The sequence below is a fragment of the Amycolatopsis thermalba genome (assembly GCF_003385215.1).
Lineage (GTDB): Bacteria > Actinomycetota > Actinomycetes > Mycobacteriales > Pseudonocardiaceae > Amycolatopsis_E > Amycolatopsis_E thermalba.
The window spans coordinates 1-15,871 of the sequence record NZ_PQHW01000138.1; the positions used below are offsets into that span (position 1 = coordinate 1).

General features: G+C 70.7%; 14 protein-coding genes and 2 pseudogenes. 13 read left to right on the forward strand and 3 right to left on the reverse strand.

Features of this window, described 5'->3' with window-relative positions; all coding sequences use genetic code 11:
• Positions 1 to 582: 582 nt before the first annotated feature.
• From D0D15_RS32605 to D0D15_RS37420, 6 genes and pseudogenes are all read left to right on the forward strand, one after another.
• Complete coding sequence (locus D0D15_RS32605) at positions 583 to 1,062, forward strand: hypothetical protein (protein WP_143266207.1); 480 nt, start codon at positions 583 to 585, stop codon at positions 1,060 to 1,062.
• Positions 1,059 to 1,847, forward strand: a complete 789-nt coding sequence (locus D0D15_RS32610) for a DUF1828 domain-containing protein (protein WP_094006351.1) — start codon at positions 1,059 to 1,061, stop codon at positions 1,845 to 1,847. The genes D0D15_RS32605 and D0D15_RS32610 overlap by 4 nt, the downstream gene beginning before the upstream one ends.
• Before the next feature lie 164 nt (positions 1,848 to 2,011).
• Positions 2,012 to 2,353 (forward strand): annotated as a pseudogene (locus D0D15_RS37955) (helix-turn-helix domain-containing protein); the annotation flags it as partial.
• 44 nt (positions 2,354 to 2,397) lie between these two features.
• Positions 2,398 to 2,937 carry a hypothetical protein gene (locus D0D15_RS37415; protein WP_233157332.1) on the forward strand — a complete coding sequence of 180 codons (540 nt, stop codon included), beginning with the start codon at positions 2,398 to 2,400 and terminating at the stop codon, positions 2,935 to 2,937.
• A 73-nt stretch (positions 2,938 to 3,010) separates the two neighbouring features.
• A complete protein-coding gene (locus D0D15_RS32625; protein ID WP_094006348.1) occupies positions 3,011 to 3,844 on the forward strand; it encodes an intradiol ring-cleavage dioxygenase in 834 nt (277 codons plus the stop codon).
• Positions 3,845 to 4,028: 184 nt separating this feature from the next.
• Positions 4,029 to 4,283 (forward strand): annotated as a pseudogene (locus tag D0D15_RS37420) (PPOX class F420-dependent oxidoreductase); the annotation flags it as partial.
• Positions 4,284 to 4,445: 162 nt separating this feature from the next.
• Here D0D15_RS37420 and D0D15_RS32635 read toward each other — a convergent pair.
• Positions 4,446 to 5,252: a class I SAM-dependent methyltransferase gene (locus D0D15_RS32635; RefSeq protein ID WP_233157331.1), complete on the reverse strand. Its 807-nt coding sequence runs from the start codon at positions 5,250 to 5,252 to the stop codon at positions 4,446 to 4,448.
• 108 nt (positions 5,253 to 5,360) lie between these two features.
• Between D0D15_RS32635 and D0D15_RS32640 the strand changes: the two genes are divergently transcribed.
• The 3 genes from D0D15_RS32640 to D0D15_RS32650 all read left to right on the forward strand — a co-directional run bounded on the left by D0D15_RS32640 (position 5,361) and on the right by D0D15_RS32650 (position 7,986).
• Positions 5,361 to 5,783 carry a DUF6194 family protein gene (locus D0D15_RS32640; protein WP_094006346.1) on the forward strand — a complete coding sequence of 141 codons (423 nt, stop codon included), beginning with the start codon at positions 5,361 to 5,363 and terminating at the stop codon, positions 5,781 to 5,783.
• A 9-nt stretch (positions 5,784 to 5,792) separates the two neighbouring features.
• The gene (locus D0D15_RS32645) at positions 5,793 to 6,731 is read left to right on the forward strand and encodes a winged helix DNA-binding domain-containing protein (RefSeq protein WP_094006345.1); all 939 of its coding nucleotides are present in this window, start codon (positions 5,793 to 5,795) and stop codon (positions 6,729 to 6,731) included.
• 112 nt (positions 6,732 to 6,843) lie between these two features.
• Positions 6,844 to 7,986 carry a Cmx/CmrA family chloramphenicol efflux MFS transporter gene (locus D0D15_RS32650; RefSeq protein ID WP_094006344.1) on the forward strand — a complete coding sequence of 381 codons (1,143 nt, stop codon included), beginning with the start codon at positions 6,844 to 6,846 and terminating at the stop codon, positions 7,984 to 7,986.
• Here the strand turns inward: D0D15_RS32650 and D0D15_RS32655 are convergent.
• The gene (locus tag D0D15_RS32655; protein ID WP_115945000.1) at positions 7,930 to 8,697 is read right to left on the reverse strand and encodes an NAD(P)H-dependent oxidoreductase; all 768 of its coding nucleotides are present in this window, start codon (positions 8,695 to 8,697) and stop codon (positions 7,930 to 7,932) included. The two genes, D0D15_RS32650 and D0D15_RS32655, sit on opposite strands and share 57 nt — an antisense overlap.
• A gap of 71 nt (positions 8,698 to 8,768) precedes the next feature.
• On the opposite strand from D0D15_RS32655, the gene D0D15_RS32660 reads away from it, so the two are divergent.
• The gene (locus D0D15_RS32660; protein WP_094006343.1) at positions 8,769 to 9,800 is read left to right on the forward strand and encodes a GlxA family transcriptional regulator; all 1,032 of its coding nucleotides are present in this window, start codon (positions 8,769 to 8,771) and stop codon (positions 9,798 to 9,800) included.
• On the opposite strand, the gene D0D15_RS32665 is transcribed toward D0D15_RS32660, so the two are convergent.
• The gene (locus D0D15_RS32665; RefSeq protein WP_094006342.1) at positions 9,758 to 12,490 is read right to left on the reverse strand and encodes a sensor domain-containing protein; all 2,733 of its coding nucleotides are present in this window, start codon (positions 12,488 to 12,490) and stop codon (positions 9,758 to 9,760) included. The genes D0D15_RS32660 and D0D15_RS32665 overlap by 43 nt on opposite strands.
• Before the next feature lie 193 nt (positions 12,491 to 12,683).
• Between D0D15_RS32665 and D0D15_RS32670 the strand changes: the two genes are divergently transcribed.
• The 3 genes from D0D15_RS32670 to D0D15_RS32680 all read left to right on the forward strand — a co-directional run bounded on the left by D0D15_RS32670 (position 12,684) and on the right by D0D15_RS32680 (position 15,849).
• The gene (locus D0D15_RS32670) at positions 12,684 to 13,844 is read left to right on the forward strand and encodes a beta-ketoacyl synthase N-terminal-like domain-containing protein (protein ID WP_167481604.1); all 1,161 of its coding nucleotides are present in this window, start codon (positions 12,684 to 12,686) and stop codon (positions 13,842 to 13,844) included.
• Positions 13,845 to 13,938: 94 nt separating this feature from the next.
• A complete protein-coding gene (locus tag D0D15_RS32675; protein WP_094006341.1) occupies positions 13,939 to 15,063 on the forward strand; it encodes a 5-methyltetrahydropteroyltriglutamate--homocysteine S-methyltransferase in 1,125 nt (374 codons plus the stop codon).
• A 9-nt stretch (positions 15,064 to 15,072) separates the two neighbouring features.
• Entirely contained in the window at positions 15,073 to 15,849 is a 777-nt protein-coding gene (locus tag D0D15_RS32680) for an IclR family transcriptional regulator (RefSeq protein ID WP_115945001.1), read from the forward strand.
• Positions 15,850 to 15,871: the final 22 nt, after the last annotated feature.

Sequence of the window (15,871 nt, forward strand, 5' to 3'; positions counted from 1 at the left end):
CACAGACGTTCACGGAGTCGGCTAGCCCGGTATCGTACAAGGTCACGACGGTGTTCGGACCTCGACGAACAGGCTTCCCGAGAGCTGAAAAGCGGAAGGTCGCCGGTTCGACCCCGGCCCTGGCCACGGTCGATGAACCGCTCCGATGCAGGTCGGGGCGGTTTTTTCATGTCTGCGATCTCCTGCGGCTCTGCCCGGCGTTGACCTTGGTTGACCCCGGATTGCCGCCCCTTGGGGCACGCAGGGGGCACGGCCCTTCTCCCCTCCACGCCTCCGAGCTGAGGTGATCTCCTCGCGGCGCGGGTTCACCCCTGCCAGGCCGGGTGGTGCCGGTCAAGGGTCTGCCGGAGGCCGCGAAGCGCCCTTGACCGGTGCCGGCCGGGCTGGCTGCCCTCGGGCGCGCTGCGAGGAGATCACCGGACTGGTCCGTTCGGCTGATCTCCGAAGCGGTGCCGGGGTCGGGGGCGGAGCCCCGGATGCCCTTAGTGATGAACGATCTGCCCGATGGTCACCCAATGGCGGCTAACGTTCTAACGCTCCGTGCAGATACGTTCGTGTAGCGCGCGGTGAGTTGGAGGGCAAGTGGGGCAGCACCGACCGAACGCTGTTAGTGCCCAAGTTCTCGATACGTTGCTTTCTCACCTGGCCGAGGCCACCGCAGTCGGTGCCCTGACCTGGGACAGCAAGCGATCGTTCCTGCACACCGGCCAGATCCAGGTCCAGACTCGAGTGCAGGGTTGCGAGTTGGGCAAGTTGCAGGTCGTGGTGAACGACCTTGCGCCCTCGGAACCGCGCTGCCAATACTTGGTCAACGACGTGCCGATACGTCGCTTGGACGTGAACGACGTCCACCGCCCGTGGCCGAGACGGACGCACAAGCATCGTTACGTCCCTGAAACCGGCAAGGACGATGCTTACATCCCGGACGACATCCCGGACGTGCCGTTCGGCCCGACCGTAGCGCCGGGTACGTACAGACGGGTGTTTGAAGCGTTCGCTGCAGAGTGCTGGGTGACGCTTCCCGAGGGATACTGGACAGAGCGAAAGGGGGTGGCCCGATGAACAGCAGAGCGACTCGCTCGGCGATCATGTCGGCGTTCAATGACGACATACTGACCACGCCGTACGGACACGGTGAGCTCGTAACGCTCCCCCTTCACTACTACGACGACGACCGCGTGTCTGTCTTCGTTGAGGAGTACGAGAACGGCGTCCGTGTCAGTGATCGCGGCATGTCGCTGATGCGGCTTCACATGGCGGGCTTGAACCTGGACGCTTCGAAGGTTGACGAAGCCTGGAACCGGTCAGTTGCGAGCGTGCGTAAGCGTGAGCTGGTTGGCGAGGACGGCGTCATCTCAGCGTTCGCGAAGCCGAGCGACATAGGCAGAGCGATCCTCGATGTCGCCGAAGCGTCACTGCGGGTCGACCAGCTCCGGTGGATGGCATCTGAACCACGCCGCGGCCGTTTCAGCGACCAAGTGGTCCGGCGAGTGACCGAGATCGTGGGCGGCCGCGCGACGGTGACACCGAACGCAGCGCTTCGACTGACCTCCGGGCGGACACGACAAGTTACTGCAGCCGTTGGAGAGGCAGCCGAGTCGCGTTTCTACCTCCAAGCCGTCGGAGGTAGTGACCGTGCGAGCCGTGAAAAGTCGATTGAGCATTGCCACTTCCTGTTCAGCCTCGGGGCGGTAGAGCGCGAGCGCAAGTTGGCGGTGGTCGCGGATGGTGGCCGTGAGTGGGATGCCACGGTGAGGCAGGAGCTTGGGCGCGTGGGACAGGTCGCCTTCTATCACGATGAGAACGCGCTCAAGGAAGTTGTATCGAAGGCGCTCGCGGGCGTGTAGCAGGGGCCGTCGGCCGGAGCGGAGCGGAGCGGCAGGCCGGACGGCCCCACGCGGCGCGCTTGCGCGCCGCCTTGATCTCAGCGGCGGACGCTTCCGCCGCTGGCGCGGACCGCCCACGACCAGCCGCGAGTGGTGGACCGGAAGTTCGTTACGATGAACCGGCGATGGGCAGGTCCGACTCGACATCCGAACTCGCGCTGACCGAGGCGGAGCGTCAGGCTCTGACGCGCTGGATCGGCCTCCCCTCCACGTCCCAAGCGGTCGTGCTGCGCTGCAAGATCGTGCTCGCCTGTGAAGAAGGCCGGACGAACGTGGACATCGCACGCGAGTTCGGCGTCTCCGCCCAGGTCGTCGGCAAGTGGCGGGCGAGGTTTCGCGAAGGCCGGCTCCCCGCGCTGAAGGACCGGCCGCGCTCCGGCGCACCCCGCACGATCGCCGAGGAACAGGTGCAGGCCGTCGTGGACGCGACGTTCACCGAACCGCCACCGAACGGAGTCGCTGGACCAAGCGCGACATGGCCCAGCGGGTCGGGATCTCGCCCTCGTCGGTGGTGCGCATCTGGCAGCGGCTCGGTATCACTCCCAACACCGGCCGCGTCCGCGAGGAGCAGCGCTCCGACGATGCGGCGTGGAGCGCGCTGTACATCGCGCCCCCGGAGGCGGTCATGGTTCTGGCCGCGGACCCGGACCGAGGGCCCGAGGCCGACGCGCGCACCAAACAGGCAGCGGCGACCCGGGGAATGGCGATGCGCGGCCGCTTGGCCAGACTGCTGTCGCAGCGGATCGGAGCACCGGACGCGGGCGAACTGGTCCGGTTCCTGCGGACCGTGCAGCATCGGGTTCCCGTCCGGCAGGAAATCCACCTGATCTGCCACGGTCTCGGGACGCGCAAGATCGAGGCGATCCGCCGGGTCCAGGAGCACAGCCGCGCCCTGCACCTGCACTTCGCGCCCAGCGCGGAATTCTGGCTCACGCTCGTCGAACGGCACATCGGCCCGCTCGCCGCCGGAACACCGCTCGGCATGGCCCTGGAGCGGATGCTGCAGAGCTCGTCGCGTACCCGCAAAGCGTCCACCTGGTACCAGCCCTAGCATCAGCCGATTCGACGAATTTGTGGTCCAGCACGGGAACGGCGTGGATCATTCATGCCTACATTGAGCCGTCGTGGATGACCAGCGAACACCTTCACCGGAATCAGCCAGCCACGGAACCTCCCGCAGGACCCTGCTCACCGCAGTCGGTCTCGGCGTGGCGGGGTTGGGTGTGGCGGCGTGCGCTCCGGCCGACGAGGCAGCTTCCGGAGCAGCACAGGCCAGCCCTGTCTCGAACGCGACCCCGCCGAACTGCGTGTTGGCGCCCGAGGCCATCGAGGGCCCGTACTACATCGACCGCAAGCTCATTCGCAGCGACATCCGTGAGGACCGGCAGGGTGTGCCGGTCGAACTGAACCTCAGGGTCGTCGACGCGAAATCCTGCGCCCCGCTGCCGGGCGCTGTCGTGGACATCTGGCACTGCGATGCCCTCGGCTACTACTCCGGACACCTCGACCTCGACCCGAACGTCGCGCCGATGCCCGATCCGCACATCGATCCGACCGATCCCTCGACGTTCCTGCGCGGGACGCAGATCAGCCGCGCCGACGGCGAGGTCACGTTCCGGACGATCTACCCCGGCTACTACTTCGGCCGGGCGATCCACATGCACGTGCTGGTGCACGTGGGCGACAAGCGAGTCCACACCGGTCAGCTGTACCTGCCGGAGGAGCTCAACGCGCGGGTCGTTGCGACCATGCCCTACTCGGATCGGCCCGGTGCACCGGAGCGCGTGACGAACGAGACCGATTTCCTGTACCAGCAGCAGGGTGGTGCGCAGAGCACGCTGCGGGTACAGCCCCTCGGACCAGATCTCAGCCACGGCTTCCGGGCGTCGCTGTCGATGGGCGTGACTCCGGATGAGACACCGCCGCCCGCCACCTTCACGCCCCCGCCGACGACCTGATCCGGATCGCCACATCGGGGCGGGCCCGGCTGTTCGACACGCGCCCGCCCCGAACAGGTGAGCGTGGTGGTGCCCGCGCACACTCTGCGGTCGGTTCGTCAGGGCCTGGCCGCGTAGCTGGAGCCGGGAAGAACTCGGCCTCCGCATCCGTTGATACGCAAGCAGCGAGCGGAAGGGTGAGGTCATGTCGGTGGCGTTCAACGAGGAGATCCGCAAGCTTCTGGACGGGAGGAACTTCGCCACCGTCGCGACGCTGAACCCGGACGGCGGGCCGCAGACCTCGGTGGTCTGGATCGCCCGGGACGGAGACGCGGTGCTGTTCTCCACCACGGCAGGGCGGCAGAAGGCCCGCAACCTCACCCGGGACCCGCGGATCAGCCTCACCGTCTACGACACCGGAAACCCGTACCACTCGGTGGACATCCGTGGCACCGTCGAACTGATCGAGGACCCGCCCGGAGAAAGCGCTTCCACGGCAGCTCTCGCAGAAGTACCTCGGCGAGGACCCGCCTCCCGAGTCGGACGATGTCCTCCGGTTGATCGTCCGGGTGATTCCGGAACGGATTTCCGGCTTCGCTGTCTGAGGGCCGGCCGCACCCGCTCAGGCCGGCTTGCTCAGGAAGTAGTACGCGTAGCGCTTGTCGAGTTCGTTCTCCGGGACCAGTTCGATCGCCTCCGGGCGGAAACCCACCCGCGCGGCCAGCTGCCAGAACTCGGGGATCGCGTAGGTCGTCATCTGTGACGGGCCCGTCCGGTAGGAACGTCGCCGCGGGCGGGTCACCCACCGGCCCTCGTCGTACTTGATCTGGATCAGGGCCAGACCGCCGGGCGACAGCATGCGGTGCGCGAGCCGCAGGATGCGTTCGCCGTACTCCGGCGTTGGCAGCACCTCGAAGACATAGAGACAAAGGAACACGTCGCAGGGCTCGGGGACCTCCCGCAGCACCGACTCCGGCCGCGGGACGTCGATCGCCACGGCGCGGAACGGGGTGTCGCACACCGACTTCACCTGCTTCTCGCACTCCAGCAGGCTCTCGGTCGAGATGTCGACCCCGATGAACTCCCGTGCGTGCGGCGCGAAGTGCACCGCGTTCGCGCCGCCGCCGCAACCCCACTCCACCACCCGCTCCCACGGGCGGTCGAAGCCGGCCATCCGCGCGCCCCGGCGGAACATGTCCAGGTGCCGGCGGCCGATCTCCTGCCACGGCACCTTCTCGCCGAACACCGGGGCGTCCGCCCAGTGCGAGTTGTCCTTCCAGCCCCGGTCGGCGCGGTCGGTCCAGAACAGCTGCGCGTCGGCGGCGAGGCGGCGTTCGGACTGCGTCAGGCCGATGCCGGCGAGCCCGCGGTGCCACGCGGCCCGCGCGAGCGAGATGACTCGGCGTCTTCTTTCGGACATATCGGTCATCTTGCGTGATTAACTCGCCTGGGGGAACCTCCTCGTGTGGGTGGAGGAGTAGTGACACTCATCACTTGTGCCGCACATTGATCATCAGTATTGTGCTTGTTTGGCGCGGTGGATATCGAGCACATTCGACAGGAACTGGCCGCCTTCGACGGCACCCGGATCGCCGAGGCGAACGGGGACATCTTCGCCATCTACGACCCCCGCGGGGATCTTCCGCCGCAGCGTCAGATGCCCTGGGCGACGATCGTCACCTCGGACACCGAGTTCGACAACACGTCCAACCTGGACCGGCCCGGGGTCTTCCGCCTCAACATCGGCCTCACGCGGGACCGGTTCGCCGAAGCCGTGCCGCCGGGGGACTACGACGTCACCGCCCTGGACGTCCTCTTCCCGCACCCCGTGTACGGGGGCCAGCACTGGGTCTGCGTCATCAACCCGGACCGGACCTGGCCGGAAGCCCGGAAACTGCTCGACGAGGCGTACGCGTTCGCCGTCCGGAAGTTCGACAACGCCGACCGCCGGCGCCGGTAGCCTGCCGGCATGGACGTACGGCGCCGCCGGGTCGCGGCCCAGCTCCTGGACCGCACGGCCGGGACCACGCTCGTCGGCGCCGTCCGTCACCTGCTCGCCGTGCAGGCGCAGGAACCGGCCGCCTTCCCCCTGGCGCTGCGGGCGCGGGTGCCCGGCCTGACCGCCGCCGAAGTCGACACCGCCCGCCACGACCGGACGCTCGTCCGCTGCTGGGGGCCGCGCGGCACCCTCCACCTCATCGCCCGCGACGACCTGCCCTGGCTGTACCTGCTGGTCAAACCGAACCCGGCGAACTCGCTGCGCCGGCTCGAGGAACTGGGCGTCGACAACCCCGACGGCTCGAGAGCAGCCGCGGCCCTCGACGGCCAGGGCCCGCTCGCCAAAGCCGAGCTCGGCGAGCGAACGGGAACCGAAGGGCAGGCGACCGTCCACCTGGCGATGCTCGCCGCGGCGCGCGGGCTCGTCGTGCTCGGGCCGGAGCGCCGGGGCAAGCCCACCTACGTCCACGCCGGAGACTGGCTGGGCGCACCCCTGCCGACCGAACCCGGCGACACCGCCCTCGACCGGCTCGTCGCCCGATACCGCGCCGCCCACGAACCGGCCGAGCCCGCGGACCTCGCCGCCTGGTCCGGACTCCCGGTGCGCCACCTGAAACGCGCGTGGCGACCCACCACAGTGGACACCAGAGACGTCGGCCCCACCGTCCGCCTGATCCCCGCCTTCGACGAGTACCTCCTCGGCTGGCGCACGCGGGACCACGCCGTCGCCCCGGAACACCGCAAGCTCGTCCACCCCGGCGGCGGCATCATCCGGGCGGCGGTCCTCGTCGATGGCCGGGTCGCCGGCACCTGGACCCGAGCTGCCGGCCGCGTCGAGGTCCAGCCCTTCGAACCGCTGCCCGATCTCACCGCGGAGATCGACGACCTGCGCCGCTTCGACGGAAAATGAGTCGATCGCCCCGGCCGCGCCCGCTAGGCTGCCCAGCGTGAACAGCCCCGAGTCGGACAGAGGCCAGCGGATCACCCGCTGACCCCTGTTTCTCCGACTCGGGAGCTTTGCCATGCCCTTTGCCGTCTACCTGCTCGGGCTCGCCGTCTTCGCCCAGAGCACCTCGGAATTCATGCTGTCCGGCCTGGTTCCGGACATCGCCACCGATCTGCACGTCTCGATCGCCGCCGCCGGCTACCTGACCTCGGCCTTCGCGGTCGGGATGATCGTCGGCGCGCCGCTGCTCGCCATCCTCGCCCGGCGCTGGCCGCAGCGCCGGGCCGTCACCGCGTTCCTCGTCGTGTTCGCCGCCGCGCACGTGCTCGGCGCGCTCACCGGCAGCTACGCCGTCCTGCTCGCCACGCGGATCGCGGCGGCACTGGCCAACGCCGGGTTCTGGGCGCTGGCCACCACCGTCGCCGTCGCGCTCGTCGCACCGGATGCCAAGGGCCGCGCGATGTCCGTCGTGATGGGCGGGGTGACGCTGGCCTGCGTCGCGGGCGTTCCCGGCGGCGCGGTGCTCGGCCAGGCGTGGGGCTGGCGCTCCGCGTTCTGGGCCGTGGCCGCCCTCGCCGTCGCGGCCACGGTCGCGGTCGTGCGCACCATCCCGGTGTCCAAACCGGACACCGAGGCGACCGCGGTCCGGCCGCTGCTGCGTCGTCCGCTGCTGCTCACCTACCTCACCAACGCCCTCGTCCAGGGCGCGACCTTCTGCACGTTCACCTACCTCGCGCCGCTGGTCACCGAGGTGGCCGGGCTGTCCGAGGCGTGGGTGCCTGTCACGCTCGTGCTGTTCGGCGTCGGCGCGTGCGCCGGGATCGTGTTCGGCGGCCGCGTCGCCGACGCCCGGCCCCGCGCCGTCCTGCTGACCGGCACGGCCGCACTGACCGCCGGCTGGATCGCGCTCGCGCTGAGCGCGTCCAGCCCGGTCGTCACGCTCGTTCTCGTGTTCCTGCAGGGGATGCTGGCCTTCGGGCTCGCGCCGGCGCTCACCGCGCGCGTGTTCTACCAGGCCCCGGGCAACGCGCTGGCCGGCGGCTTCACCACGGCCGCGTTCAACGTCGGCAACACGCTCGGCCCGGCGCTGGGCGGGCTCGCGCTCGACGCGGGATTCGGGTTCCGGTCGCCGGTCGTGGTCAGCGCGCTGCTGATGGTCGTGTCAGTCCTGCAGGTGTACGGCCAGGTCCGTCCGGCCCGGAGCGAGATCGGCGCGTAGCACCAGGTTCTCGTCGTACTCGCCGCGGTTCTGGTAGCGGAACGGGATCGGCTCCGCCGTCTCCAGCGTGCGGAGCCGGTCCCGCAGCCCCTCGACCGCCGCGGCGTACCCCGCCTCGTCCAGGCGGTCGGCGCCCAGCACGGCGAACGGCGGCAGCGGCGCGATGCCGGTGTACCAGAACGTGCCGTGGTGCAGGGGGAACAGCAGATCGTTGAGTTCGCCGTGGACACCGCGCGGCCCGATGCTGGACGGCCGCGCGCCGATCGTCGTCACCGCCATCGCCCGTTTGCCGGTGAGCTTGCCGTCGCCGTACCGCAGCACCGTGCCGTCCGGGGCGGCGATCCCGTAGCCGAGGCCCTTCACGAAGACCCGGTCGAACCAGCCCTTGAGGATCGCCGGCAACCCGTACCACCACATCGGGAACTGCACCACGATCGCGTCCGCCCAGTCGAGTTTCTCCTGCTCCGCCTGGATGTCGGCGGGCAGGCGGCCGGACTCGTACGCCTCCTGCGACGCCGCCGCGACCAGCATCCGCTCGCGCGGGTCGTGGGCGAAGTCCTCGTAGTCGACCACCGGGTTCCACTTCATCGCGTACAGGTCCGACACCCGGTAGGAGTGGCCGAACTCCTCCAGCGCCTTCAGGCCCTCGTCGCGCAGTGCGGCGTTGAGCGAGCGTCCCTCGGGGTGGGCGAAGATCCACAACACGTTCATGGCATCCAGGCTCCGCTCACGAGAACGCGCCGACGAGTGGCCCGATGGTCAGTATGTGACAGGATCGGGCCATGACGGTTTTCGCCAACGACGGTCGGCACCGGGTCGCCGTGCTGGTCCGCGACGGTCTGCTGCCGATCGAGGTCGGGATCGTGCACCGCCTGTTCGGGCAGGCCATGACCGACGGCGAACCGCTGTACGAGGTGCGCACCTGCACCCTCCGCCCCGGCGTGGTGCGCACCGACACCGACTTCACGGTCAACGTCGAGCACGGCCTGGAGGGCCTCGCCGAGGCCGACACGATCGTCGTGTCCTCCTCCGACGAGGACTACGGCCCGCAGCCCGGCGGCCCGCTGCAGGGCCCGCTCGCCGACGCGTTCGCCGCGATCCCGCCGGGCACGCGCATCGCCTCGATCTGCAGCGGCGCGTTCGTGCTCGCCGCCGCCGGGCTGCTGGACGGCCGCCCCGCCACCACGCACTGGCAGTCCGCCGACGACCTGCGCACGCTGTACCCGCGCGTGCAGGTCGACCCGAACGTCCTCTACACCGAATCCGGCAACATCCTGACCTCGGCGGGTGTCGCGTCCGGCATCGACCTGTGCCTGCACATGATCCGCCGCGACCACGGCGCCGCGGTGGCCAACGAGGTCGCGCGCGGCACGATCGTCGCCCCGCACCGCGAGGGCGGTCAGGCCCAGTACATCCCGCGGCCGGTGCCCCAGCCGACGGTGTCCTCGACCGGTAAGGCCCGGGCGTGGGCGCTGGAGAACCTGCACCGCCCGCTGACGCTGCGCCAGCTCGCCGCCCGCGAGTCGATGAGCGTGCGCACCTTCACCCGCCGCTTCCGCGAGGAGGTCGGCCTCTCGCCCGGGCAGTGGCTCACGCAGCAGCGCGTCGAGCGCGCCCGCCAGCTGCTCGAAGAGACCGACCTGCCGATCGACCGGGTCGCCGAGGACGCCGGGTTCGGCAGCGCCGGATCACTGCGCCAGCACCTGCAGGCCGCGCTCGGCGTCTCACCGAGCGGCTACCGCTACACCTTCCGCGGCAGCCGGGCCGAGGATCAGGACCACAGCTCCGCGGCCGGCAGCGGCCTGCCCAGGTAGTAGCCCTGCGCCTGGTCGCAGCCGAGCCGCTTGAGGATCTCCAGCTGCTTGGCGTTCTCCACGCCCTCGGCGACGACGGTCAGGTGCACCGCGTGGGCCATCGCGATGATGCTCGTGACGATCACCTCGGCGTCGCCGGTTTCGCCCAGCCGGGTGATGAAGGACCGGTCGATCTTCAACGTGTCGAGCGTCAGCCGCTGCAGCTGGGCGAGCGACGAGTACCCGGTGCCGAAGTCGTCGATCGCCAGGCACACCCCGAGCTCCCGCAGGGCGGCGAGCGTCTTGCTGGTCACCGTCGAATCCCGCATCAGCGCGCTTTCGGTGATCTCCAGGCACAGCGCCTCCGCGGGCAGCCCGGTCACCGCCAGCGCCTCCTCGACGGCCAGGACCAGCGCCGGGTCGTCGAGCTGGCGGGTGGACAGGTTGATCTTCAGCCCGACCGCGGCGCCCTGCGCGCGCCGCCCGGCGACCTCGCGCGTGGTCTCCCGCAGGATGTGCGAGCCGAGCAGGTTGATCAGGTCGCTCTCCTCGGCCAGCGGGATGAACTCGGCGGGCGAGATCGGCCCGTGCACCGGGTGCGTCCAGCGCAGCAGGCCCTCGACCGCGACCATCTCGTCCGTGCGCAGGTCGACCACCGGCTGGTAGGCGGCCCACAGCCGGCCGTGCCGGACGGCGTCGCGCAGGTCCTGCTCCAGCCGCAGGCGCCGCTGCATCCGCATCCGCAGCTCGACGTCGAAGAACTCGTAGCGGCCGCGGCCGAGCGTCTTCGCGTGGTACATCGCCACGTCCGCGTCGCGCAGCAGCTCGTCGGCGTCGCGCTGGTCGCCGGGGCCGGTCAGCACGATCCCGATGCTCGCGTCGACGTGCAAACGGCGCCCGTCGACCGAGATCGGCGTGGTCACCGCGTCCCGGATGTGGTTGGTCAGCGCCCGCACCCCGGACTCGTCGTGCACGCCGAACGCGATCACCACGAACTCGTCGCCGCCGAGCCGGCCCACCACATCCCCGGCGCGCACCGCGTGCCGCAGCCGCTCACCGGCGATCTGCAGCACCCGGTCGCCGACCGTGTGACCCAGCGAGTCGTTGATGACCTTGAACTTGTCCAGGTCGATGAACAGCACCGCGGTGGCGCCGTAGCCCTCCTCGTGCAGCGCCGTGTTGAGCCGCTGCAACACGAGCGTGCGGTTGGCCAGGCCGGTCAGCGGGTCGTGGGTGGCGTCGTGCGCGAGCCGCTCGCCGATCGCCTTGCGCTCGGTGATGTCGGTGAACGACAGCACGTACGCCGAGGACGGCATGTCCTCCGGGTTCATCGCCCGGCACGACAACGACAGCCACACGATCCGGCCGTCCGCGCGCTTGGCCCGCAACACCCGGCCCTGCTGCGGCTCGCCGCCCCGGCGCAGCTGCTCCGACGGGTATTCCGAGGGGTCGAGCCGCCGCCCGTCCTCGTCGTAGAGCGGCCAGTTGTCCGGCGGCGTGGCCATCAGCTCCGCCTCGGTGGCGCCGAGGATGTGCTCGGCCGCGGGGTTCGCCGAGATCACCCGGCCGTGCGGGCCGATCACCAGCACACCCTCGTCCAGCGCCGCGACGACCGTGCTGAACTGGCGTTCCGCGCGGCGCCGGGCGGTCTCGTCCGCGCACACCAGCACGTAGCCGTCGTCCATCTCGGCCGCCGACACCCGCACCGCGAGCGCCGAGCCGTCCGCGGCGCGGTGGGTGGCCTGCGCGACGCCGCCGTGGGCGAGCACGTCGCCCGGGTCGAGCGGTGCGCCGACCAGCCGGCCGACCTCCTGGCCCAGCGCGTCGGCGGCCCGCCAGCCGTAGATCGTCTCGGCGGCCGGGTTCCAGCTGGTCACCCGGCCCCGCGCGTCGGTGGCGATGATCGCGTCGCTGACGTGCTGCACGAGCGCGGCCTGGAAGCGCAGCGCGGCCTCGGCGGCCTTCTGCGCGCTGACGTCACGCATGATCACCTGGAAGGCCGGCTTGCCCTCCCAGGTCGTGCGTACCGACACCGACTCGATCGTGACCTGGCCGCCGTCCAGCCTGGTCAGCACCGCCTCCGCCGGCTCCGACGTGGCGCCCGGCTCGTTCAGCCCGGCGATCCGGCGCAGCATCGACGGCACCGACGGCGGATCGACGAAGTCGGTGATCGGGCGACCGAGCACCTCGGAGACGGACTTGGCGCCGACGAACCCGAGACCGGCCGGGTTGGCGTAGGTCAGCACGCCGTACTGGTGCACCACGATCCCGTCCGGGCTCAGCTCGACGAGCAGCCGGTAGCGGTCGGCGAGGTCGGCCAGCTCGCGCCGGTCCTCGTGCCGGTCGGTGACGTCCGTGGCGATGCCGAGCAGGCCGCCCTCGAACGTGCGGGCGTGGAACCGGATCCAGCGCGCGTCGCCCGCCGGGGTGCGGTAGGGCTGCTCCAGCTCCAGGTCGTGCCACACCGGCGCGGTGCGGGCGGCCACGAGCAGCGGCTCGACCAGCTCGGCCAGCGTCTTGCGGACGTCGCTCTCGGGTGCCCCGGGCAGCGCGAGCAGCCGGTCCAGACCGGGCCGCCAGGCGAGCACGTCACCCTCGAACGCGAACGACCAGATCACCGCTCGATCGGCGGACAACGCCAAGTCGATCACCTGTTCGTGATCGACGGACAGGCCAGGGACGCCCACCCCGTGGTTGGCGTTTGGCTCCATCTTCCGTCCGATCCGCCGAGCATCTTCTGCTGTTCGATTACACCATTCGGCCGGTTTCCCGTAGTCCGTCCGCACCAATCTCCGGTGGCGGACTTCGCTCGGTTATGCCCTTCCGGCCGGCCGACGTTGGCTTGGCATGAGTCCGTCCCTCGGGACGGATCGTAGAGGCAATGACGAAGGAGGGGCGAGTGCGATGGACTCGCGGGAAATGGCGATCTGCGGCATCGGTGCCGTCACCGGCTACGGCTGGGGCCGCGAACACCTGTGGGATGGGCTGACGTCCGGCAAGCCGGCGGCCGGCCTGGAAGCCGGTTACGGGGCCAGTCCGGAGGAACCCGGCTGGGTCGCGAAGGTGGCCGACGGCGGCAACCCGGTGGACGGGCCGAGCCGGTTCGCGCGGGCGATGCGGGCCGCTGCCCGGGAGGCGATAGCCGATGCGGGGGAGCGCGGCTGGCAGCCCGGGAAGCGGGTCGGACTGCTGCACGCGGTGGTGCTCGGCGAGGTGGACCTCTGGCGGGAGTTCTACCTCGACCGCGGAGGCGACGTGCGGCCGCGGGAGTACCTCGGGCTGATGCCGTCGACGCCGATGTCGACGTTCATGCAGGAGTACGGGTTCCACGGACCGGCGATGAACGTGTCGGCCATGTGCGCCTCCGGCAACGCCGGGCTGCTCACCGCGAAGGCGTGGCTGGACGCTGGGATCGTGGACGACGTCGTGTTCGTCGCCACCGACGTGTCGGCGACGCAGGAGAACGTGCGCCACTTCGTGCGGCTCGGCGTGGCCGTCACCGACACCGAACCGCTGGAGGCGTGCCGTCCGTTCCAGGAGGGCAGCCGCGGTTTCCTGGTCGGTGAGGCGGCGGTCGCGTTCGTGCTGTCCCGCAACGCGACTCGCCCCTACGCGATCGCGCTGGGCGGGGCGATGAACCACGACGGGTACCACGTGACCTCGGTCGACCCGGACCTGCGCCAGGTCCGCGGCTGCTTCCGGGACGCGCTGGCCAACGCCGGGGTGCCCGCGGCGGCGGTGCGCTACCTCAACGCGCACGGGCCGGGGACCAAGCAGTGCGACACCGCCGAGGCGACCATCCTCGAGCAGGAGTTCGGGGCCTCGACCGGGGTGTACTCGGTCAAGCCGCTCGTCGGGCACTGCCAGGGCGCGGCCTCGGCGGTCGAGGTGTCGGTCGCCGCGCTCGGCTACGACCGCGGGTACATCCCGGCGCCGCCCGCGGTGGCGCCGGGGCACCCGCAGCTGCTCACCGGCCGGGTCCCGGTCGGTGACGGCCTGACCGTCAAGTCGTCGCTCGGCATGGGCGGCCACAACTCGGTCGTCGTGCTCGGCCCGCCGGCCTGATCCGGAGAACCTTCCGTCCCGCGGTCGTCGAGGCGGGTTTCCGCGGGGCGGAAGGCGGGTTGTGCGCGGTGATGCGGTGCCCGAAGATCGGGGCATGACTGTGCGCACGACACCGCCGTTCCGCGCCGATCACGTGGGCAGCCTGCTGCGGCCCGACGAACTGCACCGGGCCCGCGAGGACTTCGCGCGGGGCGCCATCGGCGCCGAGGACCTGAAGGCCGTGGAGGACAGCGCGATCCGCGACGTGGTCGCGATGCAGCGCGAGGTCGGGCTGCGCTCGGCCACTGACGGCGAGTTCCGCCGCGCCTCCTGGCACATGGACTTCATCTACGCCCTCGACGGCATCTCCCGCAGCGACGAGAAGCTGCACGTCAAGTTCCACAACGCGGCCGGGGACATCGAGTTCAGCCCGGCCGGGCTGAAGGTGGACGGCAAGGTCGGGCTGTCCGGCACGATCTTCGGCGACCACTTCGCGTTCCTGAAGTCCATTGTGGATCCTGCGCAGACGCCGAAGCAGACCATCCCGTCGCCCAGCATGATCTACTACCGGGGCGGCCGCCGCGCCGTCTCCGAGCAGGTCTACCCCGACCTCGAGGAGTTCTACACCGACCTCGCCGCGGCCTACGCCAAGGAGATCGCCGGCATGGCCGAGCTGGGCTGCACCTACCTGCAGCTCGACGACACCAGCCTGGCCTACCTCAACGACCCGGCGCAGCGGCGGCTCGTCGCCGAGATGGGCGGCGACCCGGACAAGCAGCACGTGCGCAACATCAAGACGATGAACGCCGCGCTGGCCGGCCGCCCCGCGGGGCTGACCGTGACGACCCACCTGTGCCGCGGCAACTTCCGCTCGTCGTGGGTGGCCTCCGGCGGGTACGACTTCGTCGCCGACGCGTTGTTCAACGAGCTGGAGGTCGACGGCTACTTCCTGGAGTTCGACGACGAGCGCTCCGGCGGGTTCGAGCCGCTGCGGTTCGTGCCGAAGGGCAAGTACGTCGTGCTCGGGCTGGTCACGACCAAGCGCGGCGAGCTGGAGACGGTCGACTCGCTGCGGCGGCGCATCGACGAGGCGGCGCGCTACGTCGATCTCGACCAGCTGTGCCTGTCCGGGCAGTGCGGGTTCTCCTCCACCGAGGAGGGCAACGACCTCACGCAGGACGAGCAGAAGGCGAAGCTGGAGCGGATCGTCGAGACCGCCGAGCTGGTGTGGGGCCGTTAGCCTGAGCTGATGCGGCACACATCGGCGCAGGCGCCCTCGGTCGTCGACCGCGTGCTGGACGTGCTGGCCGCGTTCACCCCGGAGCGCCCGGCGCTGACGTTGTCCGAGCTGAGCCGCCGCACCGGGCTGCCGCTGTCGACGACGCACCGGATCGTCGGCGAGCTGGCGCGGCGCGGGGCACTGGAACGGCAGGACGACGGGCAGTACCGGGTCGGGCTGTGGCTGTGGGAGGTCGCGTCGCTGTCGCCGCGCGGGCTGGTTCTCCGAGATGCCGCCATGCCCTTTCTCGAGGACCTGTACGAGGCCACGCACGAGAACGTGCAGCTCGCGGTGCTCGACGTGCCGGATGTGGTGTACGTGGAGCGGATCTCCGGGCGGAACGCGGTGAGCATCGTGCCCCGGCCCGGCGGGCGGCTGGCCGCGCACGCGACCGGGGTCGGGCTGGTGCTGCTGGCGCACGCGCCGGCCGAGGTGCAGGAGCAGGTGCTGGCCGCGCCGCTGCGCCGGTACACGCCGAAGACGATCACCTCGGCGGACGAGCTGCGCCGCGTACTGGCCGACGTGCGCCGCGACGGGTACGTGATCAGCGACCGGCAGGTGGAGATGGTGTCCCTGTCGGTGGCGGCGCCGGTGTACGGCCCCGAGGACGCCGTGGTGGCGGCGATCTCGATCGTGATCCCGGCCGCGGGGCCCGACCCACGGTCGATGGTGCCCGCGGTGCGCGCGGCGGCGCGGGGAATTTCGCGAGCGCTGGGCGCGCCGAGGGCACTGCGGCAGCCCAGCTGAGGGGGGGGGGGGGGGCGGGCGG